Annotated in this window: 34 protein-coding genes; 14 read left to right on the top strand and 20 right to left on the bottom strand. The window is 50.4% G+C overall.

Features of this window, described 5'->3' with window-relative positions:
- Positions 1-999 precede the first annotated feature (999 nt).
- Positions 1,000-1,374, top strand: a complete 375-nt coding sequence (locus ABI361_12325) for a response regulator (protein MEO9321447.1) — start codon at positions 1,000-1,002, stop codon at positions 1,372-1,374.
- Between the two features lie 248 nt (positions 1,375-1,622).
- Here ABI361_12325 and ABI361_12320 read toward each other — a convergent pair whose 3' ends face one another.
- A complete protein-coding gene (locus ABI361_12320) occupies positions 1,623-2,006 on the bottom strand; it encodes a response regulator (GenBank protein MEO9321446.1) in 384 nt (127 codons plus the stop codon).
- Positions 2,007-2,519: 513 nt separating this feature from the next.
- Between ABI361_12320 and ABI361_12315 the strand changes: the two genes are divergently transcribed.
- Positions 2,520-3,716: a low temperature requirement protein A gene (locus ABI361_12315; protein MEO9321445.1), complete on the top strand. Its 1,197-nt coding sequence runs from the start codon at positions 2,520-2,522 to the stop codon at positions 3,714-3,716.
- Between the two features lie 56 nt (positions 3,717-3,772).
- On the opposite strand, the gene ABI361_12310 is transcribed toward ABI361_12315, so the two are convergent.
- The 5 genes from ABI361_12310 to ABI361_12290 form a co-directional block, all read right to left on the bottom strand.
- A complete protein-coding gene (locus tag ABI361_12310; protein MEO9321444.1) occupies positions 3,773-4,156 on the bottom strand; it encodes a response regulator in 384 nt (127 codons plus the stop codon).
- Positions 4,157-4,247: 91 nt separating this feature from the next.
- Positions 4,248-4,652, bottom strand: a complete 405-nt coding sequence (locus tag ABI361_12305) for a PRC-barrel domain-containing protein (GenBank protein ID MEO9321443.1) — start codon at positions 4,650-4,652, stop codon at positions 4,248-4,250.
- A gap of 66 nt (positions 4,653-4,718) precedes the next feature.
- Positions 4,719-5,627 carry a DNA adenine methylase gene (locus ABI361_12300; protein MEO9321442.1) on the bottom strand — a complete coding sequence of 303 codons (909 nt, stop codon included), beginning with the start codon at positions 5,625-5,627 and terminating at the stop codon, positions 4,719-4,721.
- A gap of 81 nt (positions 5,628-5,708) precedes the next feature.
- On the bottom strand, positions 5,709-6,140 hold the full coding sequence (locus tag ABI361_12295; GenBank protein MEO9321441.1) for a hypothetical protein: 432 nt from the start codon (positions 6,138-6,140) through the stop codon (positions 5,709-5,711).
- A gap of 104 nt (positions 6,141-6,244) precedes the next feature.
- On the bottom strand, positions 6,245-6,541 hold the full coding sequence (locus tag ABI361_12290; GenBank protein ID MEO9321440.1) for a hypothetical protein: 297 nt from the start codon (positions 6,539-6,541) through the stop codon (positions 6,245-6,247).
- Positions 6,542-6,630: 89 nt separating this feature from the next.
- Here ABI361_12290 and ABI361_12285 point away from each other — a divergent pair, with 89 nt between their 5' ends.
- The 4 genes from ABI361_12285 to ABI361_12270 are packed head-to-tail and all read left to right on the top strand — an operon-like array spanning position 6,631 to position 8,777.
- The gene (locus ABI361_12285) at positions 6,631-6,810 is read left to right on the top strand and encodes a hypothetical protein (GenBank protein MEO9321439.1); all 180 of its coding nucleotides are present in this window, start codon (positions 6,631-6,633) and stop codon (positions 6,808-6,810) included.
- Positions 6,811-6,840: 30 nt separating this feature from the next.
- Positions 6,841-7,230 (top strand): hypothetical protein, encoded by a 390-nt coding sequence (locus ABI361_12280; GenBank protein MEO9321438.1) that lies wholly within the window; start codon positions 6,841-6,843, stop codon positions 7,228-7,230.
- Positions 7,205-8,209 carry an RsmB/NOP family class I SAM-dependent RNA methyltransferase gene (locus ABI361_12275; GenBank protein MEO9321437.1) on the top strand — a complete coding sequence of 335 codons (1,005 nt, stop codon included), beginning with the start codon at positions 7,205-7,207 and terminating at the stop codon, positions 8,207-8,209. The genes ABI361_12280 and ABI361_12275 overlap by 26 nt, the downstream gene beginning before the upstream one ends.
- A gap of 4 nt (positions 8,210-8,213) precedes the next feature.
- Positions 8,214-8,777: a PUA domain-containing protein gene (locus tag ABI361_12270; protein ID MEO9321436.1), complete on the top strand. Its 564-nt coding sequence runs from the start codon at positions 8,214-8,216 to the stop codon at positions 8,775-8,777.
- 27 nt (positions 8,778-8,804) lie between these two features.
- Here ABI361_12270 and ABI361_12265 read toward each other — a convergent pair whose 3' ends face one another.
- Together ABI361_12265 and ABI361_12260 are read right to left on the bottom strand one after the other, a co-directional pair.
- On the bottom strand, positions 8,805-8,960 hold the full coding sequence (locus ABI361_12265) for a hypothetical protein (protein ID MEO9321435.1): 156 nt from the start codon (positions 8,958-8,960) through the stop codon (positions 8,805-8,807).
- Positions 8,961-9,080: 120 nt separating this feature from the next.
- Complete coding sequence (locus ABI361_12260) at positions 9,081-10,133, bottom strand: hypothetical protein (GenBank protein ID MEO9321434.1); 1,053 nt, start codon at positions 10,131-10,133, stop codon at positions 9,081-9,083.
- Positions 10,134-10,257: 124 nt separating this feature from the next.
- On the opposite strand from ABI361_12260, the gene cofD reads away from it, so the two are divergent.
- Both cofD and cofC read left to right on the top strand, forming a co-directional pair.
- On the top strand, positions 10,258-11,199 hold the full coding sequence (gene cofD / locus ABI361_12255; protein MEO9321433.1) for a 2-phospho-L-lactate transferase: 942 nt from the start codon (positions 10,258-10,260) through the stop codon (positions 11,197-11,199).
- A gap of 38 nt (positions 11,200-11,237) precedes the next feature.
- Positions 11,238-11,945, top strand: coding sequence for a 2-phospho-L-lactate guanylyltransferase (gene cofC, locus ABI361_12250; GenBank protein MEO9321432.1), 708 nt, complete (start codon positions 11,238-11,240; stop codon positions 11,943-11,945).
- On the opposite strand, the gene ABI361_12245 is transcribed toward cofC, so the two are convergent.
- Positions 11,890-12,255 carry a hypothetical protein gene (locus tag ABI361_12245; protein MEO9321431.1) on the bottom strand — a complete coding sequence of 122 codons (366 nt, stop codon included), beginning with the start codon at positions 12,253-12,255 and terminating at the stop codon, positions 11,890-11,892. The genes cofC and ABI361_12245 overlap by 56 nt on opposite strands.
- A gap of 129 nt (positions 12,256-12,384) precedes the next feature.
- On the opposite strand from ABI361_12245, the gene ABI361_12240 reads away from it, so the two are divergent.
- Positions 12,385-13,047, top strand: a complete 663-nt coding sequence (locus ABI361_12240) for a restriction endonuclease (GenBank protein MEO9321430.1) — start codon at positions 12,385-12,387, stop codon at positions 13,045-13,047.
- Here ABI361_12240 and ABI361_12235 read toward each other — a convergent pair.
- From ABI361_12235 to ABI361_12215, 5 genes are read right to left on the bottom strand one after another with little or no spacing between them, the layout of a single operon-like run.
- Positions 13,044-14,810: a DUF2070 family protein gene (locus ABI361_12235; protein ID MEO9321429.1), complete on the bottom strand. Its 1,767-nt coding sequence runs from the start codon at positions 14,808-14,810 to the stop codon at positions 13,044-13,046. The genes ABI361_12240 and ABI361_12235 overlap by 4 nt on opposite strands.
- A gap of 4 nt (positions 14,811-14,814) precedes the next feature.
- Positions 14,815-14,988: a preprotein translocase subunit Sec61beta gene (locus ABI361_12230; protein ID MEO9321428.1), complete on the bottom strand. Its 174-nt coding sequence runs from the start codon at positions 14,986-14,988 to the stop codon at positions 14,815-14,817.
- 45 nt (positions 14,989-15,033) lie between these two features.
- Positions 15,034-15,453 carry an Sjogren's syndrome/scleroderma autoantigen 1 family protein gene (locus ABI361_12225; GenBank protein ID MEO9321427.1) on the bottom strand — a complete coding sequence of 140 codons (420 nt, stop codon included), beginning with the start codon at positions 15,451-15,453 and terminating at the stop codon, positions 15,034-15,036.
- Positions 15,454-15,490: 37 nt separating this feature from the next.
- The gene (locus ABI361_12220; GenBank protein ID MEO9321426.1) at positions 15,491-15,751 is read right to left on the bottom strand and encodes a hypothetical protein; all 261 of its coding nucleotides are present in this window, start codon (positions 15,749-15,751) and stop codon (positions 15,491-15,493) included.
- A 59-nt stretch (positions 15,752-15,810) separates the two neighbouring features.
- Entirely contained in the window at positions 15,811-16,779 is a 969-nt protein-coding gene (locus ABI361_12215) for an SPFH domain-containing protein (GenBank protein ID MEO9321425.1), read from the bottom strand.
- Between the two features lie 146 nt (positions 16,780-16,925).
- Here ABI361_12215 and ABI361_12210 point away from each other — a divergent pair, with 146 nt between their 5' ends.
- Positions 16,926-17,057: a hypothetical protein gene (locus ABI361_12210; GenBank protein MEO9321424.1), complete on the top strand. Its 132-nt coding sequence runs from the start codon at positions 16,926-16,928 to the stop codon at positions 17,055-17,057.
- 126 nt (positions 17,058-17,183) lie between these two features.
- Here ABI361_12210 and ABI361_12205 read toward each other — a convergent pair whose 3' ends face one another.
- The gene (locus tag ABI361_12205) at positions 17,184-17,540 is read right to left on the bottom strand and encodes a VOC family protein (protein ID MEO9321423.1); all 357 of its coding nucleotides are present in this window, start codon (positions 17,538-17,540) and stop codon (positions 17,184-17,186) included.
- A gap of 322 nt (positions 17,541-17,862) precedes the next feature.
- Here ABI361_12205 and ABI361_12200 point away from each other — a divergent pair, with 322 nt between their 5' ends.
- Together ABI361_12200 and ABI361_12195 are read left to right on the top strand one after the other, a co-directional pair.
- Entirely contained in the window at positions 17,863-18,171 is a 309-nt protein-coding gene (locus tag ABI361_12200) for a translation initiation factor (GenBank protein MEO9321422.1), read from the top strand.
- 75 nt (positions 18,172-18,246) lie between these two features.
- Complete coding sequence (locus ABI361_12195) at positions 18,247-18,711, top strand: hypothetical protein (protein ID MEO9321421.1); 465 nt, start codon at positions 18,247-18,249, stop codon at positions 18,709-18,711.
- Here the strand turns inward: ABI361_12195 and ABI361_12190 are convergent.
- Positions 18,701-19,597: a transcription initiation factor IIB gene (locus ABI361_12190; protein MEO9321420.1), complete on the bottom strand. Its 897-nt coding sequence runs from the start codon at positions 19,595-19,597 to the stop codon at positions 18,701-18,703. The genes ABI361_12195 and ABI361_12190 overlap by 11 nt on opposite strands.
- Before the next feature lie 188 nt (positions 19,598-19,785).
- On the opposite strand from ABI361_12190, the gene ABI361_12185 reads away from it, so the two are divergent.
- On the top strand, positions 19,786-20,814 hold the full coding sequence (locus ABI361_12185) for a hypothetical protein (GenBank protein ID MEO9321419.1): 1,029 nt from the start codon (positions 19,786-19,788) through the stop codon (positions 20,812-20,814).
- Positions 20,815-21,005: 191 nt separating this feature from the next.
- On the opposite strand, the gene ABI361_12180 is transcribed toward ABI361_12185, so the two are convergent.
- Both ABI361_12180 and ABI361_12175 read right to left on the bottom strand, forming a co-directional pair.
- Complete coding sequence (locus tag ABI361_12180) at positions 21,006-22,163, bottom strand: DDE-type integrase/transposase/recombinase (protein ID MEO9321418.1); 1,158 nt, start codon at positions 22,161-22,163, stop codon at positions 21,006-21,008.
- A gap of 56 nt (positions 22,164-22,219) precedes the next feature.
- Entirely contained in the window at positions 22,220-22,426 is a 207-nt protein-coding gene (locus ABI361_12175; protein MEO9321417.1) for a hypothetical protein, read from the bottom strand.
- 471 nt (positions 22,427-22,897) lie between these two features.
- On the opposite strand from ABI361_12175, the gene ABI361_12170 reads away from it, so the two are divergent.
- Positions 22,898-23,257, top strand: coding sequence for a hypothetical protein (locus ABI361_12170; protein ID MEO9321416.1), 360 nt, complete (start codon positions 22,898-22,900; stop codon positions 23,255-23,257).
- Between the two features lie 90 nt (positions 23,258-23,347).
- Here ABI361_12170 and ABI361_12165 read toward each other — a convergent pair whose 3' ends face one another.
- Both ABI361_12165 and ABI361_12160 read right to left on the bottom strand, forming a co-directional pair.
- Positions 23,348-23,905 (bottom strand): DDE-type integrase/transposase/recombinase, encoded by a 558-nt coding sequence (locus ABI361_12165; GenBank protein ID MEO9321415.1) that lies wholly within the window; start codon positions 23,903-23,905, stop codon positions 23,348-23,350.
- Positions 23,906-25,373: 1,468 nt separating this feature from the next.
- Positions 25,374-25,667, bottom strand: a complete 294-nt coding sequence (locus ABI361_12160; GenBank protein ID MEO9321414.1) for a panthothenate synthetase — start codon at positions 25,665-25,667, stop codon at positions 25,374-25,376.
- Positions 25,668-25,829 lie beyond the last annotated feature (162 nt).

The raw sequence follows: 25,829 nt of genomic DNA, 5'->3' as shown, positions 1-25,829 counted from the left end.
AAACTAGTATTGTCATTTTGTCAGCATACCCGCGGTTTACCGTACAAAGCCGAACGACTGTAACAAGCTTTTGCCAAGCGTCTACATATCGTCTTTTGTCGTTCGGCGAACGAAGCATAGCGCAGTGAGCCGTCGCTCGTTTCGGTCAGTTATGTTTACTAGTAGCAAAAACGTACTACTGTAACCCACCCTTCGGCGCGGCTGGTTTGCGAACAAACCCACCCCCCACCTTTTGAAAACGCGACCGAAATTTACCGGGCTGGCAGTTTGTTACAAGGGCAAATTCATGTCTAAGTAAAAGTCTTCTAGACAAATGTTAGTCGCCCGTTAACAAGGTTAGTCAAGGCTTAACTTCACATTGCGCAAAACATCGCCGTGCAACACAAGGTAATCATAATTGCGGCAATAGCGCTTACTGCATTTGCGCTTATTCTTTACTTTCAAATGTAGGTGCAGGCAGCGGCAAAAATTACTCGCCCATTTAGGTACAAAAACAGGTAAGGGCAGAAGTAATCGAAGCACTGACCTTCTGCCGATTACCTGCTGAAACTTGGCGCATGCGTAAGGTATCGTTCGGCTTAATTACCGAAATATCGCATTGCAATTAAAAAGTACACATGTCTTGACTACTACCAGCTTACAATTGTCGTAATTCAGCGCATTGCGTCTTTGTAGGCTTTGTGTTTTATGTGGTTTTCAAGCAGTTGGTAAAGGCATTGGCGAACATTTTCACTTTTCATGATACACTGTGCCTTGCGTAGCTGCGAGCAATTTACGCCCATTTCTTCAAGGTATTTGAAAAGTTCGGAAATGCTTAGGTCTTCAAGGTTAACAGTCACGATACAAGCGTGCGTTAGCTGACGACTTGCGTATTAAAGCACAGCGCAAATAAGTTCTAGAACATTTGACCAAAGCAACTTCATTTAATCGACTGAATTAATTTGCATTAAATATCGGCAGCATTAAAAAACAATAACGTTCTTGCGGCAGGCTTGTTAAATGGTAACCAAAAATAGACTGCTAATTGTAGACGACGACCGCGATATCACAGCTACAGTATCAAGGGGCTTGACAATAAAAGGTTACAAAGTAGATGCATTCAACGACCCGTTGCTAGCAGCCAAATGCGACCCGACCAATTACGACGTTGCCTTACTTGACATTCGTATGCCAAGAATGTCTGGCTTTGAACTTGCCCGTATGCTATGGCAGAAAAGCAATAACCTGCAAATTTGCTTTTTTTCTGCTTACGATATTGGCATCGACGAAGTAAGAAAGACGCTGCCACACCTGCCAAGCCATTGCTTTATTAGAAAACCAGTTGCGCCAAGCGAACTTGCTATGCATATTCAAACGCATTTCGAAAAGCGCTAGGCTGCAACTGTCGAATTATGCATGACATACGTCACACAGTTACGTATTGCTTAAGTATGCGCAGAATAAGCCAAGTGCCGGTTTTATGCCGATTAAATTCGTCTGCGCCGAGTGTAAACTATCATTCGATACAATTGTTCACTTTAACGTACATTGCATAGAAACGGGTCACGACGAATTTGCAATTATTAGTGATTAAGCCCGCCGGCCTTAACCGGCGAACTTAGTTAGGTGCATGGTTTTGAAAACTAGTTTGCGCTTGTAAGTTGCTTTACCCTATTGCAAATCTCGACAAGCCTGAAGGGTTTGCGAATAATATCGTCTATTGAAACCACGGGTAGCTTTGCACGCAAGTCGTCTGAAATAACGTCGTATGCTGTAATTAGAATGACCCTTACACTTGGGTTTATGTTTAGTAACTCGTGTGCCAAGTCAACGCCGTTCATGCCCGGCATTCGAATATCGGTAAGTACCAGCGAATACTTTGTCGGGTCGGCTTTGAAATCGTCTAGCGCCTTTAATGGGTCGCTAAAGCCGGTAGGTTCAAAGCCGTTATTGCGCAAGTGCTTTTGTACTAGGTAAAGTATGTCTGGTTCGTCTTCAACAACTAGCAGCCGTATGGCAATTGACAATTGTAAATCGCACTTATTGGTTAATTGTTTAAGCAGCGATAAAAAGTTGCTGTAAAGTAGCCAGCCGAGACATAGCTAAAAGCCGCGCTTCAATCGTACACAACTTTGCAACCTGTAGCAGCGGCGTTTCGAAAGTTAAAGCCCGCCGGCCAAAGCCGACGGGTTGAAAATGACGAACCACGGTAACAGCCACTTGCAGGCAAGTAAAATTACACATGGTTTCAAATAAACAGTCGTTTGTATTGCAACAAGCAGTGCGTAAAACTAACTAACTACTAAAAATAAAGGGTAGAAACCCACCCGAATTTACCCGGGGTTACTGCTGGCACGCGCCCGTTTTCCTGCCTGGGTTTCACGGCCGACTGCAAGTTCCATTCGCGAAGGGCGCATCCGCTGTCGGTGAAGGATCTTTCCCCCTATGTGCAGTCGGGCAACTCTCTGCTTTGTTCGATGTTGCCTTAGCACCACGGCCGGCCGAATAACCTGAAATAATGAACTCTCCTTGGAAGAGGCGTGGTTGCGCTGCTGGGCGATGAGGACAAGGAACGCCATTCAAGCTGGCTTGAAAACTTTTATGATCTCATTTTCGCCATCGTTGTCGCACAGCTTGCAATAGGCCTTAATGAAAATATTTCTGCCGCGGGTTACCTTGGATTCGTATTCCTGTTTGTACCGGTCTTCTGGTCATGGCTAGGGGTTACTTTCTACAACACAAGGTTTGAAACCGACAGCCTCCAGCATAGACTGCTCACGCTCTTGCAAATGGCTGCGGCCGCATTTATGGCCGTAAGCGTAATCGGCGGCTTGGGAAACAACTCTCAGAGCTTTGCGTTGTCTTATGCCACAGTCAGAACTATACTGGTGATCGAGTATCTTCTTACTGGCAAGCACGTCCGCTCTGCCCGCCCGCTGACCCGCCTCTACTCACGAGGCTTTATGGCGACAACGATTCTCTGGTTTGTATCAGCATTCATTCCGCCTCCTTACCGTTTCTACCTCTGGTTCATTGGCCTCGTAGTAGACATCGCAATTCCTATCATTCTTACGCTGAGGACTTCAAACAGGTTTGCTCCACACATTTATCACCTGCCTGACCGCTTTGGCGCGTTTACGATAATTGTACTTGGAGTTTCGATTCTCGCATTTGTTGACAATATTGCAACACATGACTGGACAGCCGCGTCGGTTCTCTCGGCGGCGCTAAGCCTTGGCGTAGACTTTTGCATCTGGTGGATTTATTTTGACAGCATTGACGGTTCGGCAATCAGAGCTTTCCGTAGCCAGAGAAAGATACGCGGATACTTTGCATGGCTCTACGCGCACTTTCCGCTACTGATAGGAATCGTGGGCTTTGGGGTGAGCATAGAACACATTGTACTGAGCAGGCCCGACGTACCTCTTGCTGTAAGTGACAAGTGGCTGATGTGCGGTTCGATGGCGATTTGCCTTCTCTCCCTTGCAATAATCCGGCTATCCTCGGTAATCTCAAGGCCGGCAACTCAAGAAAATCACAAAAACACGGTAGAAAAGAGGCAGGCAACATACTCGATTGTGGCTGCAGGAATTATCGTCTTGTTTGCGGCTGTCACTCCTGAACTACTTCCACTGTACACAATTCTGGTCATCGCGCTGATCATGGCAGTACTGGTTTTGCTTGACATCAGGCAGCACCCGTTCCATCGCTCGTTCAAGAGCGACCTAGAGGCATGAATGTTCTGCTTAGAATTTTCGAGCCCAGCAAACCGCTAGGGCTGATCTGCGGACTTTCAGTTGGCATCGACGAGCTTTCTTAGTCGGTTGCAAACTTCCGCCAACTGGAATGGCTTTCGAAGAATGTCCCGGTGGCTAATTATCGGCAGCCGCAGGCGGAGGTCCTCCGGAAAGAGTTCGTGTGCGGTCATTATCATTATTTTTGTCATTGGGTTTAACCTTGTGACGTGGGCCGCCAGCTCTATTCCATTCATCCCCGGCATCCGAATGTCTGTGAGAAGTACGTCGTACTTTGCCGGGTCGGATTTGAAATCAGCAAGCGCCTTCAGCGGATCGCTGAACCCCACCGCATCGAAGTGATTCGCAAGTAAATGCCTAATCACTAGTGTAAGAATATCCTGGTCATCCTCAACTACCATAATTCTCGGTTGGTCACTCATTCGCGGTATCCGCATCGTTTTTGACTTAAAAACCTATTTTGACTACCGTCAACGCACGTTTGGCTGAAATCAGGAGCGGAAATCCGGCCCGCTACCTTTCTGGCTCGCGAATATTCCTGTATTCGTCAAAGTTCCGCTCTTCAATCATTCTTATCGTTTCGTCCATGCCCGGGGCGAATATCGCCTTCTCCCCGTAAGGTGACGCCCTGAAAGTTTCAAAATCTCTGCGGAATTCCTCTGACTGGGGTTCGACGCCGTAAGCATACCTGTTGAGCGCTTCCTCGCCTCCGACTAGCAGCCACAAGTGCTTGCCGTCGAACGCATCTACTGTAAATTTCGGCAGCCAGAATTTGTCCTTGCCCACAAGCCCCTTTTCTACGCGGAGGTAGTGCTGTGATACGTCCTTTATCTCTCCTATTTCTTTGCCGTCGCTTCCGACGACCTTTTTCCCCTTAAGTTCGGTCCAAAATATAGATGGTCCCTGCGGGTTTGACATGGTCATTATCGCAAAATATGCCCTTTAAACACTTGAGAAAATTCTTCCTGCGTCGCGTAAAGACTCTTACCAATTGACCCGGTAGTTTCGGATAAGAAGCTCGCTGTGGCTTGTCCTCCTCGCTCCAACTGAGTTGATAGAACGAAGCGCCGGAACTCTTGCAGTCGTGCTTGAAAACCCAGAATACAAGTCCCGTACGACGGGTGTATCAGAATTGCTCAGCAGTACATTGCAACCCTTGCCATCAAGCATGTGGAAAACCTTGGCTAGCCTCTGCTGTTCACGCTCGCCAAAACCTGAACTGGTATACCCGACGAAATTTGCCGTCCGGCTTTCCGGGGCGAATGGGGGATCCAGGTAGACAAAGTCTCCCTTGCTGGCAAGCGAGGCAACCCTTTCATAGTCTTCGTTGAGCAGGAGAGCGCGGCAACCTCGAAGGGCAGCGCTTGACTGAACCAGAACATCGCGGTTGCAGATCTTGGGATTTCGATAACGACCCATAGGCACGTTGAATTCTCCCTTGCTATTTACCCGGTAAAGGCCGTTGTAACAAGTCCTGTTGAGAGCAATGAATCTGGCCGCGGTCGACAGGCTGTCCGAAGGTTTTTGGTCGCGCAGCGAATAATAAAATCCTTCAGGATCCGCGTTATACTCAAGCTCGTGCTTGAAAAGCAGGTCGACAAGTGCCGCTGGGTTGTCCATAACGACTCTGTAGGTTTGGATCAATGGGGCATTGGAATCGCCTAGAATTGCTCGAAAACCCGGCCGCGCGGACGACAGGGCAAAGAATACAGCGCCTCCCCCGAGGAAAGGCTCAACATAGTTTTGGAAATCCGGAACCATCGGCAGGATGTCTGAAAGCAACTGCCTCTTGCCGCCCGCCCACTTCAAAAACGACCGACCCGCGACTGGTGAAAGGAACGCGGACGCGCCCGAACGTCCCATGCGGTTCATGGAGGTTCTGCCGCCGGGCAATAGAAATGGAAAATTTGCTTTTCCTAATAATCGTTCTGAGTGGGCCTCCCCGTTAGTGTACTGAAAGGTGGCGTCAGGATGTCAATGCCGTATGCCTTGATCCTGGCCTGAATGCGCGCCAGTCTTTTCAACAAGTGAGCGAAGATAGTCGTCTATCATGCGCATCATGCCGTCGTCATTTTCAACGCGTTCGCGCAGTCCGACTTCTGAATAGATAACGTCCGCATAGGAAATTGCCCCAGTCCTGGGATAGTACCTGTACCTGACCTTCATGGCTACCCGTCTGTCATCAATCTTGAAGACCATGGACGCTTCGCTGTCCGTGAATGCTTCCAGACGGCCTGATTTTTTTGAGGTGATCTCTAGCGTTTCCATTTTGTGGCCAAACTCCCTGACGTGGTCGTCCGCATCCGAGTTGAAAACGAAGCTTCTGCCGCAGTCGTGGCATCTCCATACAACTCGAAGGTCGTCCGGGTGCATTCTTGTCCCCGGCTTATCCTGAGTATCAAACAATTTAACAGTAGTCAATTAGTCGATAATCTAATGTAATGACGAGCCAATCAACAGACTTCTAATTAGTGAACTGGGGCGACTGAGTGGCAATATGTTACTGAAGATTATGGACGCTTGAAGAGAGCACCCGAAATTTCGCCATCTCTGTTAGCCAGCAAGGCGAGAAGGCCGTTTGCCTCTTCCAAGGTCGCTTCTCTGCCCATGTACATCCTTATCATGAGCGCGGCACGCGCGTACGCCTCTCCGCATATCATGCCCGCTCTGAAATCATCCGAGTCTGATATTCCTAGCGATTTCTTCAACTCGACCATGCCTGAAAGTTTGGCCCTTTCCTTGGCCTCACCAATGGCATAGTTTATCGCCGTTAGCATCAACCTCTTGATTACTGAGTCAAGGACCATCAATTTATCCGGGCAGGCTGGGCAGATTAAGTATTGCCGCAGACGCGCCTGAAAAAAGTTTATCAGGTGGCAAGTAGATTTTCTAATCGGTGGCAGAGGTAGCTAGCCAGCAGAACAGGAAGAAGCCTAGGTCGCCCGCCTATGACGATCAGACTATTGAAAACATGATGCGGTACTACCGTATTGGCGGGAGCAGATACGAACTCGACTCGCTGCTACGTTATATCAAGAGCAGGGGGCTTCGGTCCGATGACCCGCCGCTGGTTTAAAATCTCCGTTAGCTCTCAGGTTCTCGGCAGATGATGCACAGGTGGAAGCTGCTCACGTTTGCATGTTCTGTAGCAATCCTTGGCGGCGTAATTGGCATCCTCGCTTACCAGCAGGAGAACAGAAAACCATATGATGTCGCCATTGACGCGACCAAGGACACGACCGATATGTCCGGCACCATGTATCGGGTCAGGGTGACAAACGTTGGCACCCAAGAGCTGACCGGCATCGTCGTAGAGCTCGGTCCAGGCGACGTTCAGAATAAGCCGACACTGCAGCCAGGCGAAGATTATTTCTTTTATCCCAAGCCCGACACCGTCGTGGACAAGGTGAAGGTTACGACAAACGAGGGGGTAGATGCCGTCCAGGATTACCGATCCCCAATGAAGACATTTGGCCTGCCAGGGTCTGGCAGGTGAAAAGTTTCTGAAAACCGTACTTTTTCCTGAAACGCACGATGGCGAAATGCTAGCCGCCGAGTTCGGGTACGATCCGTGGCTAGTCGAGCGATTTCTTCACTATGTTCCGCGCCCCGTGGATTTTTTGAAGAAAATGGATTCAGCGCATTCCAGGTACCTGCGGGTAAACACGCTAAAGACCTCTTCCGAAGCGCTTGAACGCCGTCTGACTGACAAGGGATTCAAACTGGGCAGGACCGCGCTCGCAGATGTGTTCTCTGTCCAGGCGGGCTCTATCAGCCCGGGCGCAACCACCGAATATATGCTTGGCCTTTACTATCTGCAGGATCTCAGCTCGTGCATCGCAGTAGAGGCGTTGGACGTCTCAAAAGAATCATGCAAGGCAGCGCTTGATATCGCGGCCGCACCCGGGGGCAAGACTTCCTATATCGCACAGAAAATGAACAATTCCGGCTACATCATTGCGCTGGAACCTAACAGCCGCCGCGCCCGCTCGATGGCGTTTAACCTTGCCCGGCTGGGTGTCGCCAACACTTGCGTGACCCTGCTTGACGGGCTTGCCGCCGGAAAGCTGGGGCGCGTGTTCGACCGCGTACTGCTTGACGCACCATGTAGCTGCGAGGGAGTGATAGCAAAGGACCCATCAAGAAAGACCAGCCATACACCCGGGGACGTGGATTACTGCTCTGCTCTCCAGCAAAAACTGATAGAATCGGCGGTTTCTGCAGTCAAGCCAGGAGGCCTTTTGGTCTATTCGACTTGTTCGTTTGCCCCAGAAGAAAACGAAGCAGTAGTCCAGCACGCGATTGATTCGTGTGATTTCCTGAAGGTAGAGCCGTTCGAGCTGGGAAGCGAAGGGTTGCTGGAATTTGGTGGGCACAAGTTCAGCAAATCACTCCAAGGTACCAGGAGGTTCTATCCTCATATTGACGATACGACCGGCTTTTTTATTGCGCGCTTGAGGCATACCGGGAGCTAGCAATTTGACAAGCCCGATTGACGTTCCGGATGTTTCATGCTATCGACGACCCTCACGCGAGGAGCTCACCCTTGTCAATCGCTCCTTTGACAGGTGGAACGTCTTTGGCAGGACAAACAGGTACGTCGTCCTTGTAGCCGACATCAATGGAAGCTCGAGGCGCGCCGTCTCGCTTGCCTCCCAGGAACTTGCGGACAATATCGGGGGCGTAAAGCCGTATCTAGCCGGCCTGGTGGTCGGCGAATTGAGCAGAAAAAAGTTCTTCCCAACCATGGCCGGTGCCGATCTCTTCTGCAGGCTTTCCGAGGCCCGGGGCAAGTACTATGTAGAGATAAACTATGAAGCGGAAAAACTGGCAACTTATGGCAGGGACGTGTTCGGGACGTCCGTAGTCCGTGCATCAACCGAGCTTAAGGAAAACGAGATCGTCATTCTGATAAACTCAAGACATGAAGCAGTGGCGATAGGGATTACGCGATATGCCGGAGATATGCTCCGCAGGTCGCAGATGGCTACGATCACGACAACCATTGACGTGGGGCAGTACCTCCGCGACGAGGACAGCTGAAGGCCTGCGGTAGGCCCAATCTGGCACTTACGCGGACTCGACCTGAACTGCAGCTAGTAGAGAATGAATATACTCATTTGTTGAACCCAGTCTTTGTGCGATATTGTCAACACTCAGACCGCTGTCGTAGAGTTCAAAGATCCTTTCATTAAGGTCGTACTTTGCCTCTTCTTCGGTTCTCATTCACACCTTTCTTTCATGGTAGGATAATAGACCTTGTTATCTGGAACATATGCACAGAGTTGTAAAATAAAATTACGTGGCCGGCCGCGCAGCTATTGTCGCGGCCAGAGCGGGTCCTTGTTACTTTCTTGCCTTGAAGAGTATAAAGACCGCGATGGCGCCCATCATGCCTCCGAACACCAAGAGCACTTGGAACGGAAAGTCTCCGGACGAGGTTCCGCCGCTCGGGGCGTCCTGCGACACCTGCGCTATCCAGCCCTGTCCGGGGTTCGATACCTGTGAGTAACCCGTGATCGAAATCTGCCCGCTGGGGGGAGGAACTTCGGAGTGAACATTGACATTTGCTCCATCGATCGTGGCACCGACGTCCTTTACGGTGGATACGAATGTGCCTTCTCTGAAGCTGCTCTCGCCAAGCGAGTATACAGATACTATCTTGGAGATTGCGTTACCCCTCAGGTAGGACGACGACTCGACGAGATTGCCGGTCGGGTCAAACAAAAAGTGCCACCTATCCATTCCAATGTTAAAGCCCGAGAAATCCATCAGGTTAGTGTTCAATGTCTGGTTGGCGGCGGTGTTTGACAGTTGCGACGCGATGTCGGGGTACTTGGCCTTTAGGAAACCCAAGGGGTGATTGACATCTATCTTGCCCAAGGTCGGGTCTGTGAGGTAAATCGGCAGTTTCAGGTTTACCTTTCTCCATTCTAAGTCCAGCACCGAACTCTGGGTCTTGTTATCGGCGGTCAGCACAAATTTCTCAAGAACTGGTTTGGCATGGATATTGTACGAAATAATCGCAGTGTCTGGGCCGCCTTCAATTTTTGCTGAATAAGTAAATGACGTAAGGTTGAATGCCTGAACCGGACTGTTGGCCTCAATAAAGCCTCTGTTGAAGGCCGTTAGAACGCTGTCAACGTCCGGACTTGAGCCCGCAGCGCCCGACGTATTCAAGATAAGCCGGTCATTAACTCCATTTAGTTTCTTTGCGATAGAGCTATCGGGAGGATACTTGATCTCAATGTTCATTTGGCCGTTAAAGTTGCCGAGTGCCGAATTCTTTTCAGCAACGAGAATAGTGGACATGTCGTTGGCATATGATTTCTGGAGAGGCACAATGGCGAAGATAAGACAAGAAATTATCGCGGCAAGGCCCGCAATTTTTGCCTTCACGTACCGGAAAATCATCTGACGTGTTTATAATCCTTCCTTGGTGGCTTCAAGTCCGTATTTTTTTTCTTGCTTTTTGGATTGATCAATAGGTATATTACAAACTTTTTTTGGCTGATTTGATTAGTTGAAGCGCAATATTCTAGTCCTTGCCGGTGGAACCGGCTCTGTCAAGCTCGTGAGGGGCTTGTCAAAGATTCCCGGACTAGACCTGACGGTAATCTCTAACGTAGGCGACAACATCTGGCTTCATGGCCTCTATGTGTGCCCTGACATTGATACGGTGATGTACGGGCTTGCTTCGATGCTCGATACGGAGCGCGGATGGGGAATCAAGTCCGACACTTTCAGCTGGCTTGAAAGCATGAAGGCCTTGGGCATGCCTTCCTGGTTTGCCCTTGGCGACAAGGATCTGGCGACTCACGTTACTAGGACTGAGCTACTGCAAAAAGGTCACACGCTGACAAGCGTCACAGACTTTATGAGAAGAAAGCTTTCCATCAAGGCGAGTATCATTCCTGCTACCGAGGACGACGTTCCAACCCTGATTCATACCCCCGACAAGACGATGCACCTTCAGGAATTCTGGGTCAAATACCGTGGCAAGCCCACGGTGCGCTCGGTCGAGTTCAAGGGAGTTTCGGATGCAAAACCATCCGATAATGCGATCGACGCTATTGAAAGTGCCCACACCATAGTTGTGGCCCCGGGCAATCCCGTGTCCAGTATAGGACCGATAGTTGCAATCAGGCAACTGCGCTCTGCGCTTCAAAAGCGCAGGGCCGACGTCATCGGCGTTTCTCCGTTCGTGGGCTCAAGTCCTTTCAGCGGTCCGGCGGCAAAATACATGAGGGCGTCAGGCTTGGACCCGTCTCCGCCCGGCGTCGCAAAATACTATTCCGACTTTGCCGGCACCATCGCAATTTCAAGCAAAGACAGGTCGCTGGCTCCGCAGATTAAGGAAATGGACGTGGAGCCCGTTCTTGCTGACATTTACATGAGCAATTCCGCAAAAGAAAAGCAGCTCGCGCTCACACTTTTAAGAGCGCGAGGACAGGTTGCAACCTGATCCATGAGCATCCGCGACCTGCTTGGAGTGCTGCTTGCTTGAGAGTTTTTGCAATAGTCCCTGCAAAGAACTTTGACCGGTCAAAAAGCAGGTTGTCCGGCCTGCTTACGGACAGCGAACGGGTCCAGCTTTCGTCGCTGATGCTCCGCCAGACGCTCCATGTCCTTACGACTTCGCACGAAGTCGAGCGTACGGTAGTAGTGTCGAGCGACGCGCGGGCGGGGCTCTTGTCTGAAAAATCCGCGCGCACTGATTTTATCCTGCAAGAACGTGACGAGGGCGTCAACTCTGCTGTGGCTCTAGCCAATACGATTTGCACGAGCATGGGCGCAGAGGCCACACTTGTAGTGCCACAGGACCTGCCACTGCTATCGCAAGCGGAAATTTCAGAGATAGTACTCCAGGCTCGTCATCCCCCCAGCGAGCCACGCAATAGCATTTCCGTTGTAATCTGCCCCTCGCAAAGACTAGACGGGACAAACATCCTGCTTCGCGCCCCTCCGGACGCAATTGCCACAAGGTACGACGACAATAGCTACAGGAACCACGTGGCGGCTGCACGCGACAAAGGCATCGCCATTCATGTCCTCTCGTGTCCCGCTACGGCTCTTGACATCGATACGCCCGAGGATATCGCAGAAGTTCTCCGGCAGGGCGCACCGCCTAATCCTGTGCTTGATTTCCTTGGAACTATATTACGCCGGGAGAAAAATCCAGCAACTTCGCCTGCATTGGGTGAGCCGTGACAAGGATCCTGACTTCAGAGCCTACGCTTATGATCCGCGAATCTTCCGACGAGACGGGGTACTTGGCAACGCTCCCCTGCTTGTAGCTATACACCCTGTCTTCGCTTTCGAGCACCACGGATATAGTCTGGACGAGATACTCGTCTGAGCCGCTGCCAACGGATGCAAGCTCCTTGGCAACCACCCTGCCCTGGACAATTGAAAAGGACTTGGAGGCTTCAAGAAGCGCTCCCGCCCCGATGATCACCATTGCCGAGCACAGGATCACCGCAACCTCAACCCATCCTGCGCTAGTCGCTGCTACATCCACGCTGATAGACCTCTTGGATATCCTGCAGTCCCCTTTTCTGCTTTACTGCCGACCGTGCAAGATCCGCACGCGGTGCAGCTTCTGGGAATGAGTTATAGAGCCGCCTCCTGCTCTGCAGTCTTGGATTTTTTGAACAATTCTCTATTGATTCAGGCGCTACAAGGAATCCAGCCAGGTACGATATCCCACCGCGAGTTTCAGAAGCTGGCCGGAATAACCGACCGTACCCTGGTTTTACGCCTCCTCGACCTCCTCGCCGAGAACGGGATCGGAACCGCGCAGCTGTCCCTTCAGAAGACGCGCCGTACAATAGTCTTCTCAGAATCAGACCGCCTTTCGGCGTCGCTTCTCGCGATTCAGAACGGGTGTGACATTGAGCGAGTGTCGGCAATCCTGGACTGGAAGGACTTTGAGGCCCTTGCGGCCCGAGTGCTGGAACTGACCGGTTACACGACAAGCAAGAATATGCGGTTCCGAAGGCCTAGAGTGGAGATCGACGTTGTCGGGCGCATGAACGGCCTCGCGGTCGCAGTGGACTGCAAGCACTGGAACCGCAGGAACAGTTCCGCTGTGCGAGCTGCTGCCAGCAAGCAGGCAGCCCGCTGCAGCCGGCTCTTGGAAAACAGTGGTGCCAATGCCCGAAGCATCAGCCGCGTCCTCCCGGTCGTCCTTACGCTGTACCCTCTGCCATTTCGATTTTCAGACGGAATACCAGTCGTTCCAGTCACCCAGTTTGCAGCATTTGTGCGGGACCTCGACTCGTTTGCCGGCGAGCTGAGATTTATCGTCTAGTACGAGAATACCAGCATGGCAACAAAAGTCGCGGCAGTCACCATGAGAAATGCCTTGGTTACCTTTATCGAGCCGTCAAGTGCCCGCGAGTAGTCCTCAAACTGCCTGACGCCCATTACACGTATCCTGGTTTCTGCAACTGAAAGTTCAAAAGACGAATCAGATAGACGCGCCTTGGCCTCTACAAGTGCCTCGCCGAAAAGGTTCACGATCGCTGCGTGGTCTGTCCTGCTGCCAAGCTCGTAGTAACCCTCCTTGGTCCTCTTGCCTGCCGTCGCGTGGGTATCTGAAGTACACACTTCAAGCATGCTGATCTCGCTTGAACTGAGTGCTGAAATTATCTTGTCCCGGAGCGAATTCTGCATGTTGTTTGCGTCGGTCCATCCGATGCCAAAGTATCTGCCCTGTGTTCCTATGACCATCACGCCGACGCCCGCCTGGCCCATCTCGTCGTGCAGCCCCTCTGGCGTCGACGATCTTGAAAAGCCGATGGAAAATTCTGACTGGTCCTGTGCAGCGAGACTCTGAAGACAGCTCTTGCCTGCCTTTATCAGGTTGCCTGTTTCTTCCGCGGTCAATTCGTCGCCCATGGCATTGTGACAGTCAACGACCAGCAGCTTGCTGATTTTCAGACCAGCGGCAAAGCTGTCGAGCTCCTTTCTGATGGGGTCGGGTATGTCGTCCATGCCAGACGGTGCGAGCGAAAGGAACAGGACAGCAACGTCTCCAAACGCAAGGCCTGTCGCAGTTGCGGCGCCCTCTTTTATCTGGACGGGCATGGCGCATTTGACGCCGGATACCGTCGGTGAAAGTTTGCCAAGGCTCTGCACGTACTTTGCAACCTCTTTCTGCGACGGGATATTGAGCGAGTGGTCAGACACACTGTGCATCACAAGGGCCCTCCTGCCGAACGATTCAAAGAGAACGTAGGGGAGGTTGCTCCCGCCTACCGCGCCAAAAGGTCCAGGATGAACGTCCGGAAGTATCATGAAGGACTCCTCGCTTTGCTTGCCGCTAAAGCGAATGACCGTGGTTGTAACTTTTTCCTCGTGGGCGCGGGACTCCGTAAACTCTTCTATCTTGTCAACCTTTTTGTCAGACCAGGCAGACAGAAACGCCTGGAGCAGTCGAAAAGTGCTCGTGACGGACGGACGCCCTGCCCTGTCAGCAACAAAAGTCCAGCCTATTCCAAGACCGACAATGGTTGCTCCAAATGCGGCGCCGACGTAAGCAGACTCCAGCGCGGGATAGTACGCGACTGGAAACATCGCAAACAGCACCAGCACTGGCTGTATGAACGAGACACCTATTGCCCTCATGGTGCCGGCGCCAAATACCGAGGTAAAAATGCCTATGCGCAAACCCACTGCCAGGAACATGCCTGCGACGATATAGTTTGCAGAGCCAAACGGCCGGCCAAAGACAATGTCTGCCGCGATTCCAAGTGAAACCGTCAGCAGCCAAAGAATGTTCGAAAAGGCGGCCACATGCGAAACCTTGGACAGCTTGTTTATTGGGGTGCCGCGGAGAGCCACAAAGTCAAGCAGGTGCCCGACGCCAACCGCCGCCAGGGCAAGTGGAAGGTGTATCGCGAGCGAGTGCAGGCCCGCCTGCAGGTGGACAAGAAGGGAAAGAACAGTTATTGCTGTTACGCAGCCAACGGATATTGCAAGCGAATTTGAGAAGGAAGAGGGGTTAAAGCGTGTTAGCGACCAGCGCCTATGTATGTTAGAAACGTCGTCCCTCTGCTGGCCAGCGTACATTCCATCAACCGACTGGGAATATTATGCGGATCAATATTGATGCCGCAATAACAGCGCCAGTAATTCCGAGCACTATCTCGGGCTTTATCTTGACACCTCTGGTCTCGTCCTCGAAGAACCGAAGGAGGCCGGCGCTGGAGGCAGGCAAAGGAGCGTTCTTCTTCTTGCTGCTACTCATTAGTCACCGGTACTGGGACTGCTTTGTTTAAATACATTCCGCTTGTCACTGGCCGGCAACATCTCGCATCTTTGCGAGGATCTCGAGGTACAGCCTGATAAGTTCGCCCTTTTCCCTCAGGACAGCCGAGTCGCGCTCGCCGGCTGCCTCGGCGGCCAGTTCACGTATTTTTTGCGCCACTGAGCTGATTGCCTCGTCTAGCCCCTGCATCGGCTGCCGGGGCCGTTCTGTCTGAGCTGGATTGACCGCGCCAGAGGCCTTTGGGCTCTTCTGCGCCTGCGGTGCCGCTGACATTACATCGCGCTGCAATCCGCAGTTTGCACAAAGCATCTTTTCCTCAAACTTTACGAGCGGCCCTCCGCAGGAGTCGCACTGCTCGCTGGTCAGGGTTCCACCGCGCAGCAAATAGGCGGCCGCCTTTTTCATGGACGAGGGATCCTTGGCAGGAGAACTCACGTCAACCATTGGCACAAGCTGCGATTTCTACCTTGTGCACATGCTTTCAGGCATTGTGCTCCCCACTGGGCGCCTGATCGTCCTTTACTTCCGTGGAATAATACTGGGTTCTGAGCCTCGTGATTGTCTCAAGCACATGCTCTTTGACGGAACTCTCGACCGCGGCTTCCAGCACCTCAAAAAGAGCCGGGATTGCAGCCTTGCCGTAGCTGGCGAGAGCGTCAACTGCCAGCGTCTGGAGCGGGACAGAATCATCAAGAGTGGCTTTTCTGACGAGTATTCGGATCTGATCGGCCTCGGTTGCCAACCTTATCAGCTCTGCATATCCGAGTGCGACTTAAGTGTCTTTAATCCGAGCCTGTAATTTTACGTGATAACCTTTGCGGTAGGTTTCATGGGAACGATGGGCTCCGCGCCGTTACTGCCCTCAAGAACAAGCGTCGGGTTTGTCCCCTTCTCGACTATCACGTACTTGGAGTTATTCTTCATTGCCTCCTGCATGGTTTCAAGCCTCTTGAGCTCAATCGCATTGTCCCTAAAGTAGTCCCTTGCCGCCTCGTTTATCACCTTGATCTTCTCCGCCTCGGCAGACGCAATCGTCCGAATCTTTGATGCCTCGGCTTCCGCGATTGTCTTTGTGGCCGAGGCCCTGCCTTCTGCCTCGAGTATCTCGGACTGCTTTTGCCCTTCAGCCTTTTTTATTGCTGCCTGCCTTTCTCCGTCCGCCGTGGTCGCCGCTGCCTCTGCAAGGTCTTTTGCGGCGACTTTTTTGTTGTTCGCCTGAATCACGGCATTCATGGTCTCCTGGACTTCCTTGGGAGGATCGATTTCCTTTACCTCAACCCTGACGATGTCTATGCCCCAGTTTCGCACCTGCTGCTGGATCTGCCCCATTATGTCCGCGTTCAGCTCGCCCCTCCTGCTGTTGACGGTCGCAAAATCCTTGTCGCCTATCACGTTTCGCATGGTGGTTCTTGCAAGCGCAACTATCTGCGCGCGATAGTCGTTTACCTTGTACAGTGCGTCCTTGACAGATTGATCATCGCCTCTGACGCGAAAGTACACCTGGGCCGAAACCGTGGCGTTGAGGTTATCCTTGGTAATGATCTCCTGACGTTCGGCCTCGGTCAGCTGCTCGGTGATGTTTACGATGTAGCTCCGGTCAATGAAGGGGACAATCCACGTTATGCCCGAATCCTTGATCCTCTGGAACCTGCCCAGCCTCTCTATCGCAGCCTTTTGGGTGGGCCGGATAACCCGAATTCCCCTTGCGAAAAATATGGCGATTATGAGAATGATTATTGCAATGCCGATTGTTGAGGCGTCGATTGCCATGCGCTATCTTCGCCCAATGAATATTTAAGATCTAGGTGAGGCAGGAGAATTTGGTCTGGCTTTTAAACACGGCAAGATCCCCCCGCCTCATTGCCAAAAATAAAAACATTGATAATCTCTTGTTTCGGATGCTAGACTATCCCTGAATGATAGGCCCCTCGATATTTCTGGCAGTGTTTCCGTACGCCTTCATTGCATTTTTTCCCATCTTTGGAATAGTGATCGTGACAAAGTGGGAGCTTGAGGCTCGCAGGAAACGCAAGCGGATGGCGCACTAGCTCGCCCCAACAATCAACATTCATTCTTTAACCAGTCCGCGAAACCTAGAGCCACATCCCAAATAGTGCTGCATGGCGCGCTCGGCTAACAGGCCAGGTAGACAGGCGCGAGCGTCTTTGACCTAGCTATCGTTTTCTTTCCTCAGCGAAGTAAAGCGGATTGCCATCGGGATCTGCAAAGTGCGCGAGGGTGACAGGACCATCATTAACGATCCTAACGGAGCTCACTCCGATCTCACTTACCCTGGCCAGTGCGACATTAAGATCGTCGACCATAAATCCAATGGATATGCCCTGCGCCCCGGGTTGTGAGCGATTTCCGTTTTCAGTGGGATGAAGCCCGATCTTTATTCCGGGAGCAATTATCTGGGCGTAGTGATCTCCATAGTTTGCGACAAGCTTGAATCCTAGACCCTCGACATAGAATCTGATAGCCCTCTTCATGTCAGAAACCATGACCGTGACATCAGAGTCCTTTATCATCAACACTTGAAATCCTAGGCATTATTTAACAACTCTTCCCTGATGCGTAAGTCCCCGCTCTACGCGAGTCGCAAAGCAAGCCGGCTTGCGAAGGACAGCCGCCCTGACACGAATCGATGGCACAAAGTTCAAAGAGCGTCGCCATGAGCGACTGCAAGAAAAGCGATATAACTTGCCTTGATTGCCAAAAAGTGAGAGAAGAGTCCGCTGAACCTGGCATTGACATCAGTAGGGAGAGCACGATTCAGCTCCCGACTGTACGATAATGGGTATCGCGCCTAGAAGACTTATTAAGCGGAGTTGGGAAAATTTGAGATGCCTGATGGCGGTTATTTGCAAAAAATGCGGCCTGCCCGATGATCTCTGCGCTTGCGGAGAGCTCGACAAGGAAGAAGCTCGCATTGTTGTCCGCCTTGAAACAAGACGCTTTTCAAAGACTACGACGCTAATTGAGGGAATCAACCCCAAGATAAGTGACATGCAGCGAATTGTCAAGGAATTGAAAAGCACATTTGCATGCGGAGGTACCGCTAAGGACGGATTTATCATGCTCCAGGGAGACCACCGCGACGATGTGAAGGGTTACCTTGTCAAGATGGGCTTTAACGAAGCCGCTATTGAAGTCCAGTAAGAAGCCTCTAGAGGATAGTTGAGATATCCAAGATTTCAGACGAACGCATTTAAGCCGGCCGGGTAAATTTTGGTTATGCAGCGCCGGAATAACAACGTAAAAAAGCAAAGTCGAAAAAAAAGATCCGCGACCCGTCTGGGTGAAACTGTAAGGATCGCGTCGCTTTTGCAAAAAGGCATTATGACCGGGAGATCAAATTACGTCGAAATGCGGGCGCTGGCGAGGCTTAACAGGCACAACGTAAAGAGCCGAGTCCAGACGATTCTTTCCGTTATGCCGGGTGATCAATCAGGCATCGCTGACTTTCTCTCATCGATCCCTGCCCAGGTCGCTGAAGGATACACAGATGTCCTTACGCCTAACGGAAAGTTTGAGAGCGATCAGCTTGACCGGTTGCTGGCAATAGACGCCGACATCACAACAAGCCTCTCTCTTATCGAGTCCCAGGCAAGGGGCAGATCTGACATTAACGGATCGGTAGCAAACCTGCAGGAAATTCTAAAAGAAAGAAAAGAGCTAGTCCAGAGCCTTAAAGCCTGAGATGGGTCTTTAGGCCCTTGTAGCGGTTTCTGATCGTCACTTCGGTTACGCCGGCAGCCTCGGCGACGTCTTTTTGCGTCTTGTTTTCTCCGTTCATGACGCACGCGACATAGAGGGCCGCCGCCGCAAGTCCCATGGGATCCTTGCCTGCAGAAATCTTGCCCTCTTCTGCTTTCTTGAGGATTTCAAGTGCCCTGCGCTTCGTCTTTTCAGACAGGCCGGCCTTGCTTGCGATCCTTGCAACACATTTCACCGGGTCGACGACTGGCATCTTCAAATCCAGCTCGCGGATTAAGAGCCTGTAGCACCTGGCTACGTCTTTCTTCTTGATGTTGCTTGCATTTGCAATGTCCTTGAGTGTCCTCGGAGTCTCTGTGTCCCTGCACGCAGCGTAAAGGGCCGCGGCTACGAGTGCGGAAATGGAGCGGCCGCGCACCAATCCTTTTTCAAGGGCCTTTCTGTAAACGTATGCGGCCTTTTCAATTACGGCATCGCCGACTGCAAGCTTGTCCTTCAGCCTGTCAAGCTCGCTAAATGCCTGCCTAAAGTTCCTATCAACCGGCTCGTGGACCTGGCTTCTGCTGTCCCACGTCCTGAGCCTTTCAATTGTACTCTTCATAGATGCGGAGAGCGGCTTGCCCGATGCATCCTTGTCTACCGGCCCAATGATGGTGGCAAGGCCCATGTCGTGCATGGCAAGTGACGTAGGGATGCCTGCCCTGCTCCTGTCCTCGTGCTCTTCCTTTGAAAAAGCACGCCACTCGGGGCCCAATTCCTCAATTCTTTCGCTTACTACAAAGCCGCATGTTCCGCAGAACATCTCGCCGCTAGAGTTGTCGGTAACCATGGAACCCTTGCCGCAGCGGGGGCAACGGTCGCCAAACATTGAAATGTCTTTTACCAATTTTTTGCACCAAAATTTCGGCTTTCAGCCGACTCATATAAATATTTTATTCTAATATATAAACATAGCGCTTGCGGGCTCTGTAACGTTGGCGGGTGATATTCTGGCTGTAACAGCTCGGGTGATGCGTCAACCTTTTATGGCACCATTATAGCTGAAGCTCGCAAAAATTGGTCAAAATTAACGGACTGATAAGCTTTCTTATGATTTTGGAGTCGATGTTTACCGCCGCTGCATTACCTGCGTTCACTTCTTACACTTACTCCGACCCGCGTCAACCATTCGATTGGTACATCCAGATAGTTGACGGTTACTATTCGGTCGCGGGGAGCATTGGAGGCGTGGTGCTCGCAGTATTGACATTCTTTAATGTTCGGAAGATTTGGTTTGTCAATCTCATTTTCCAGTCGCTCTTGATTATCTCCATCTTGGTCAGCATTGCTGGTTTTGGCCCAAGCGTCCTGTACACCGCCGCAGACATGACCTTGATCCTTTCTTCAGTCATTGTCTGGTTATTGATTAGTTCGCATAGACAGCAATATTCGCGGTTCCTGAATAGGTCTGCAATTTTTTTCAAGGAACACAGTATTGCAGTTATTTCAGGTACAGCAATAGGACTAGTAGCAGGATTCTGGGTAGGTGCGTTTGACCCTTGGTTGTCATACTCTGACCTTGTGTATGGCAGCATGCCAAATCCCGAAGATAGAAACGAGCAGTTGTATGTTACAGTCACGCAAACTTCTACCACGCTCGCAGCTAACACGCCATCGTCAATCCAAGTCACTCTGAACATGAATTACTCATATAGACAAAATCATCATCTCAACGCGAGCGAAAACGAACCCCAAAGGTTTTGGCTCATCTTTGATGGATCAGACTGTGGTTCGTTCATCCTGCCACATGGAACCTGCATAAAGCCAATATTGCGTTACAAGGATAACCTGTACATAGGTAACTACTATCCTGTAACCTATAGTCATGAGGGCGATTATAAGATACGATTGGCAACATCACTGAGGTCTGCAAATTACTCCACCACGACAACTGATAATGTGATCCATATCGCTCCAACATCAGACACCAACGGATTTCGCCTGTTCAAGATGTCCATCATAATTGGCGTTATAGCTGGAGCAATTGCGCTCGTCACTATATTTAGACCCGAACCCCGTCAAAATACGGAATTTCGTTTATTCTGACGGCCACTACGAGACAAACCGAACCAAGTTGACATTATCAGCAAGACTATTCCAATCACGAGTAAGGGTGTACTCACCGGATCGGGGTAATATCCCGCGTTCCGAAAGAGTGCCAGCAGTAGGAGACCTACTAAGAAGCAAAGGAATATCCCACCTTGGCGACCCTTATCATAGGCACTCAAATTGTTTTTCTAGTTCTTGTAACGCTCTTTGGCTGCGTTCTGAATTACTGTCAGCCATTTGTTCTGACCTTCGACTTTGATTCCTGCAACTTCAGCCGGTGTTCTGCCGCCCAAGCCCATGTGCCCGCGCATAAAGTTGTGATTGTGCTGCATGCCCTTGATAATCGGTGAGTCAATCCGCTTGAGTGAGCGCATGACCTTTTCCCTGTCTCGAAGCTCACCGTTAAGGCGTTCCATCTTGTTGTTATTGTGGTCATTCTTTAGGTGAATGTGTCGGATATGAGAGGTGCGAGGCTCAATCCTGCTCCAATATTCCTTTTGATATGCTTCTGAAAAGTTGCGAGCTCCGTCGCTAATCAGCATGTCCGGCTTTTTGCCTGCCGTTTCGCGGGCCTGCTTGAACAGTGGTCTTACGTCTTCAGTGTTCTTGTACGGCGATACCTGCGAAGCGAGCCAGAACCTTGTATCGTCATCCATCATTGCATAGAGATATTTCGGGTTGCCCTTCATTTTCAGATAGAGTTCGTCGGTTCTCCATATTCCTGACACGCTTGGCTGCATCTTGGAAAGGTACTCATCCATCAATTTCACGTAGCGACCTATCCAGCGATATACCGCCATGTGCGACAGGTTCACTCCTTGAAGCTGCAGGAATTTCTGAACGTTCCTCGTTGATTCGCCGGTAAAGTATAGTTGCATTGCTGTCGTTATCATTTGCGGGCTTGCTCTCATGCTCTCAAAGCCGATGTTGTAAGAGAAGCGTTTTCCGCATGACTTGCACTTGTATCTCTGTATGCTGTGGTTCTTGTTTTTGCGGATAGAGTCCTTGACTACTTGGCTTTTGTCAGCGCCGCAGCGGATGCAAGACACGGTATCGTGAATTTCCTTTATGGTTACTTGCTGTGCTACGGTTTTTCTAAATTCCTTTGAAAAGTGAACCGCATAGATGTGCTTGCACTTTTCGCCCAAGTTTCGGCTTACTCGATACATAAAGTCGGGGCAAGAGCACAACCAGCCGAGCTCGCCAGAGATAACCTGATACTCCCCGTTTCCAGATTGCGACCTGACAACGTACGAGTTCTCGTCAACGCGTCTGACGTATCCTCCCAAATGAGCTATCGTCATTCCGTTTTCTTCACGGCTTGGTTGCAGTTCTTTGCTCGCCACTTATGGCACCATACACTCTTATGGCGCCATAATATATATTCTTTATGGTGCCATAACTACCTGCGCTTACCTTCGGGTTCTGGCTGCTCGAAAACAAGTTTGCCATCCTTGACGTACGGCTCCAATTCCTGACCGTGTTTCCAGCCAAGCTCGTTAATGAGTTCTTCAGGAATTGTGAGAATGTGCTTAAAGTGGTCTTCATCGTTGTACTTGTAGGCAAAGCGCTTTTGGAGTTTGACGCGCCCCTTTTTTCCCTTGACCAAAGCTGCCGACTATGGCACCATAGGGTAGATAAGGCTTGTGGTGCCATAACGTTAATTCTGTCGTAATTCGTGAACGTGATAGGATCTATGTCCTGTCATCGCTTTATGCTCGACAAATTGCTGCAGTGTGTCAAAGATGCTGAGGCAAGAATCGCATGCAAACTTTGTGATCCTGTTTTGACCTTTTGTAATTTCTTCCTCCACGACCAATCAATCGGCGACAAGCAGAGATGATCCCAGATAAGCGGCGCGAAAACTTGTTCTAGAAGCAAAATCCATGATTCACCACCCGAGCTGTTACAGCCAGAATATCACCCGCCAACGTTACAGAGCCCGCTTGCGGGTTCTGTTCAATTTGTTGGACATAAGTTTGGCTGTTAAGTGTGTGGACATGGTGTGAAAATACTACCAAGAACGCACAAGCTTCCTGCGGGATAAGATATAACTGCCAGTAAGTGGCGAGCTGGCGAAATGGAAGAACATGCAACAATCGACATAGACGACAATGTCACAGCTTTGTTCGAAGAAATGCGGTCAGGACTGCGACCTGATATTTTTGCCGAGTGGGTTCGCAGAGTGCAAGCAGCCGCGAGGATGATGTGTAATGACATTGAGGGCAAGGTCATTACTATTGAGCCACAGCCTGACGGACAGATAAAGCTCGACTTTAGAGATGTCTCGGTCGTTCCTTGTGTAGTTAGGGCTATCAAATCCTTACTTGACTTGATGCCAGTAACTACTCGTCTTGCGTTCGAGAAGATAATCGAGCTGCTTGAACAAAAGATTAAGGAGCGGCAAGAAACTAACTCTCAATCTTCAAGTTCTCAGTAACAGGTACTTGCAGGCAGATAGTAAAGCCCTCAGCCGTAAGCCTTGTTTCAACGTGCGGCTTTCCTATTCCTACGGTTCCGCTTATTCCCATCAATTAGCAGTTTCTTTCGTAGATATTAGAGAAGCATTTTGGATTATTGTCAGCCATTTGTTAGTGCCTTCTATGTGGATATTCGCGGCTTCAGCCGGTGTCTTTCCGTGTAATCCTTCATGCGGTCTGACGTAGTTGTGGTAAATCTGGCTGCCTTTCAAAAGTGGCGATTCCATCTTCTTTAGTCCGCGCACTACCTTTTCGCGGTCTCGCATTTCGCCGTTGAGCCTTTCCATCTTGTTATTATTGCGGTCTCCTGCGATGTGGATATGGCGGACATGGCTAGTCCTAGGCGCGACTCTTGACCAGTATTCCTTCTTGTAGGCTTCTTGGAAATTGCGCGCCCCATCACTGATTAACAAATCAGGTTTCTTGCCTGCAAACTCTGCGCCTTCTTTCAGTAGAGGTCTAACGTCTTGGGTGTACTTGGTGTCTGCTACCTGCTGTGCAATCCAAAAGCGAGTCTCGTCATCCATCAGCGCATACATGTACTTGGGGTTGCCTCTTACCTTGACGTATAGCGGTTTTGTTAACTCTGCGGCGCATGGATATGACATTTCATGGATGGAGGAGCCGCTAAGTCTACAGCACCCATTTTATGATAGTTCAGCTTAGTCTGTAAGCAAGAAACACTAACACTTCAGACTAACATAATCCAACATGTTAGATTGTACTAGTTTGCCGTTGTTTGTTAGTGTGTTAGCCAAATTCATTTCTAACAGTCCAGATGTCGATAACTAACAGCTCACCGCATTTCTATGGCCGCTTGAAATGGCTGCAGACACATTCTTTTGCCCCGGCTTATGGCTCTTTTATTGGCCCTGTAATGTGGCTCCGCTTTGCCTGTTAGCTGAAGGGCCTGCTAGTGTACCATAAGGCCTAGGCCTTGAATACTTGGCTATGGCCCTATGCCTCCCAAAGCGAAAGTGCCAAGTGGCACTTTGCTGACTGCTGACGCCCTAGGCCTCCCTTGGACTTTCAGCCGCCATCGTGGCTGTTGTATACAAAGAAAGAAAGGTGATTGTATCAGCCAAGCCTATAGACAGGCCTTAGCGGTCAAAGACTCGCCTGATTTTAATGGCTAGTATACATACAATGAGATTGAAAGGGTGATGCTATCACCCAAGACCTAGGGTTTTCCACACAAACTGCGGCTTTGCGGCGTATTACCCTCCGCCCCGTGCTCATACAGCAGGCAGGCGGACCCCCTCTTCTGCTAGAGAACACGCTGTATTTTCGATAGGACCACGGGTAATAGTGCTATGGGTTTGGCGCATGGCAGGCTGTCAAGGCCGCAAGTTGTGTGCAAAACTGGCATGGCAATCTAGCAGCTATTCTCGGCCAGTATACTAGGGCCTTAGGGGTCCAGCAGCTCGTCGCAATTGCACGTTCACATAGTCAGGCCACCAATGGCAGATTGGGCCGTAGTATATCTGAACATTGTACCAATTGTTTCGGTACTGATCAGAGCAGCTAAGTTAACCAATCTGTCAAATGGCAGCTTCTGCAACAGGTTGGTTAGCTAGGCATGCGTCTAAAGTGCAATACTTTCAAGTGCTCTGTCTCTAACCCTTTGACAGCGTTAATACATTAGTATTAGCAAGACTAACAAGTGTTAGGACTAACAGTATTAGCAAGACTAACAAGTGTTAGGACTAACAGTATTAGACTAACAGTTAGCAAACAAAACAGCCCGCGATTTGCTGCGCACATGCCTGCGGGAAACTATATTAGCAACCATATTAGTGCCCCCGCCAGGATGGCAACACAATCAGCCAAAGGCCGAATAACAAAAAGACAACAGACTCGAGGGTGCTGCTAGCGGCTCCTCCATCCATGAAATGTCATATCCATGCGCCGCAGAGTTAACAAAACCCGCAGGCAATATAGTAATAGGCCGGACACTCGACGCATTATTGGTTAGCAAAAAAAGAGGAGAGGCGTATTCTAGCCGATGCCTCTGGGGCTTAACGCGGTCAGCTCTGGAGAAAAGCCCTGTGTCTCGGTCCCGGATTTAGTTATGGCCTACTTTGGAATGCTTTGAACGCCCTTCTTCAAGTCCTCTAGTGTCATGGCGGGATGGAACTCCACTTTTGCACCCATCCTAAACAACGGCTCAGCTACAGCAGGTATCCTGTCTGCACCTGCCAAATCCAGGATGAATAGTGCCGTTCTCTCGCCGTTGGCTTCCATAAAGTAGGTATTTTCAACTTTGTTTGCTCGTATGTAGTTCTCGATGTTAGAGACAAATGCCTGCGGGTCTGCCAGTCCTTTATTTCCAGCTTCTGTTGGAATGATGCATGTTACAACAAATCTCATGTAATCAATCGGGCTTGTTTTGTCGTAATTAAGGCTATCGTACGGGATAGTAATGGGCTATCGGGCCCATCGTTTATTTTGCCTAAGTTGACCTCGAAAAAAGGCTAGAGATAGAGCATTAGTCGGCCTTGACGATTCCGCAAAGCGCCGCGACTGCTCCTG

This window comes from Nitrososphaera sp., assembly GCA_039938515.1.
Lineage (GTDB): Archaea > Thermoproteota > Nitrososphaeria > Nitrososphaerales > Nitrososphaeraceae > Nitrososphaera.
Note: the sequence above shows the minus strand (reverse complement) of the source record. Positions and strands in the feature narration are given on the sequence as shown.

Excerpts from the sequence above, each read along its gene's own strand:
- ABI361_12325 (MEO9321447.1), top strand. The coding sequence starts at position 1,000 with ATGGTAACCAAAAATAGACTGCTAATTGTAGACGACGACCGCGATATC.
- ABI361_12310 (MEO9321444.1), bottom strand. The coding sequence starts at position 4,156 with ATGAGTGACCAACCGAGAATTATGGTAGTTGAGGATGACCAGGATATT.
- ABI361_12305 (MEO9321443.1), bottom strand. The coding sequence starts at position 4,652 with ATGTCAAACCCGCAGGGACCATCTATATTTTGGACCGAACTTAAGGGG.
- ABI361_12290 (MEO9321440.1), bottom strand. The coding sequence starts at position 6,541 with ATGGTCCTTGACTCAGTAATCAAGAGGTTGATGCTAACGGCGATAAAC.
- ABI361_12280 (MEO9321438.1), top strand. The coding sequence starts at position 6,841 with ATGATGCACAGGTGGAAGCTGCTCACGTTTGCATGTTCTGTAGCAATC.
- ABI361_12265 (MEO9321435.1), bottom strand. The coding sequence starts at position 8,960 with ATGAGAACCGAAGAAGAGGCAAAGTACGACCTTAATGAAAGGATCTTT.
- ABI361_12235 (MEO9321429.1), bottom strand. The coding sequence starts at position 14,810 with ATGTACGCTGGCCAGCAGAGGGACGACGTTTCTAACATACATAGGCGC.
- ABI361_12230 (MEO9321428.1), bottom strand. The coding sequence starts at position 14,988 with ATGAGTAGCAGCAAGAAGAAGAACGCTCCTTTGCCTGCCTCCAGCGCC.
- ABI361_12225 (MEO9321427.1), bottom strand. The coding sequence starts at position 15,453 with ATGGTTGACGTGAGTTCTCCTGCCAAGGATCCCTCGTCCATGAAAAAG.
- ABI361_12215 (MEO9321425.1), bottom strand. The coding sequence starts at position 16,779 with ATGGCAATCGACGCCTCAACAATCGGCATTGCAATAATCATTCTCATA.
- ABI361_12210 (MEO9321424.1), top strand. The coding sequence starts at position 16,926 with ATGATAGGCCCCTCGATATTTCTGGCAGTGTTTCCGTACGCCTTCATT.
- ABI361_12205 (MEO9321423.1), bottom strand. The coding sequence starts at position 17,540 with ATGATAAAGGACTCTGATGTCACGGTCATGGTTTCTGACATGAAGAGG.
- ABI361_12200 (MEO9321422.1), top strand. The coding sequence starts at position 17,863 with ATGGCGGTTATTTGCAAAAAATGCGGCCTGCCCGATGATCTCTGCGCT.
- ABI361_12195 (MEO9321421.1), top strand. The coding sequence starts at position 18,247 with ATGCAGCGCCGGAATAACAACGTAAAAAAGCAAAGTCGAAAAAAAAGA.
- ABI361_12190 (MEO9321420.1), bottom strand. The coding sequence starts at position 19,597 with ATGTTTGGCGACCGTTGCCCCCGCTGCGGCAAGGGTTCCATGGTTACC.
- ABI361_12170 (MEO9321416.1), top strand. The coding sequence starts at position 22,898 with ATGGAAGAACATGCAACAATCGACATAGACGACAATGTCACAGCTTTG.
- ABI361_12165 (MEO9321415.1), bottom strand. The coding sequence starts at position 23,905 with ATGTCATATCCATGCGCCGCAGAGTTAACAAAACCGCTATACGTCAAG.
- ABI361_12160 (MEO9321414.1), bottom strand. The coding sequence starts at position 25,667 with ATGAGATTTGTTGTAACATGCATCATTCCAACAGAAGCTGGAAATAAA.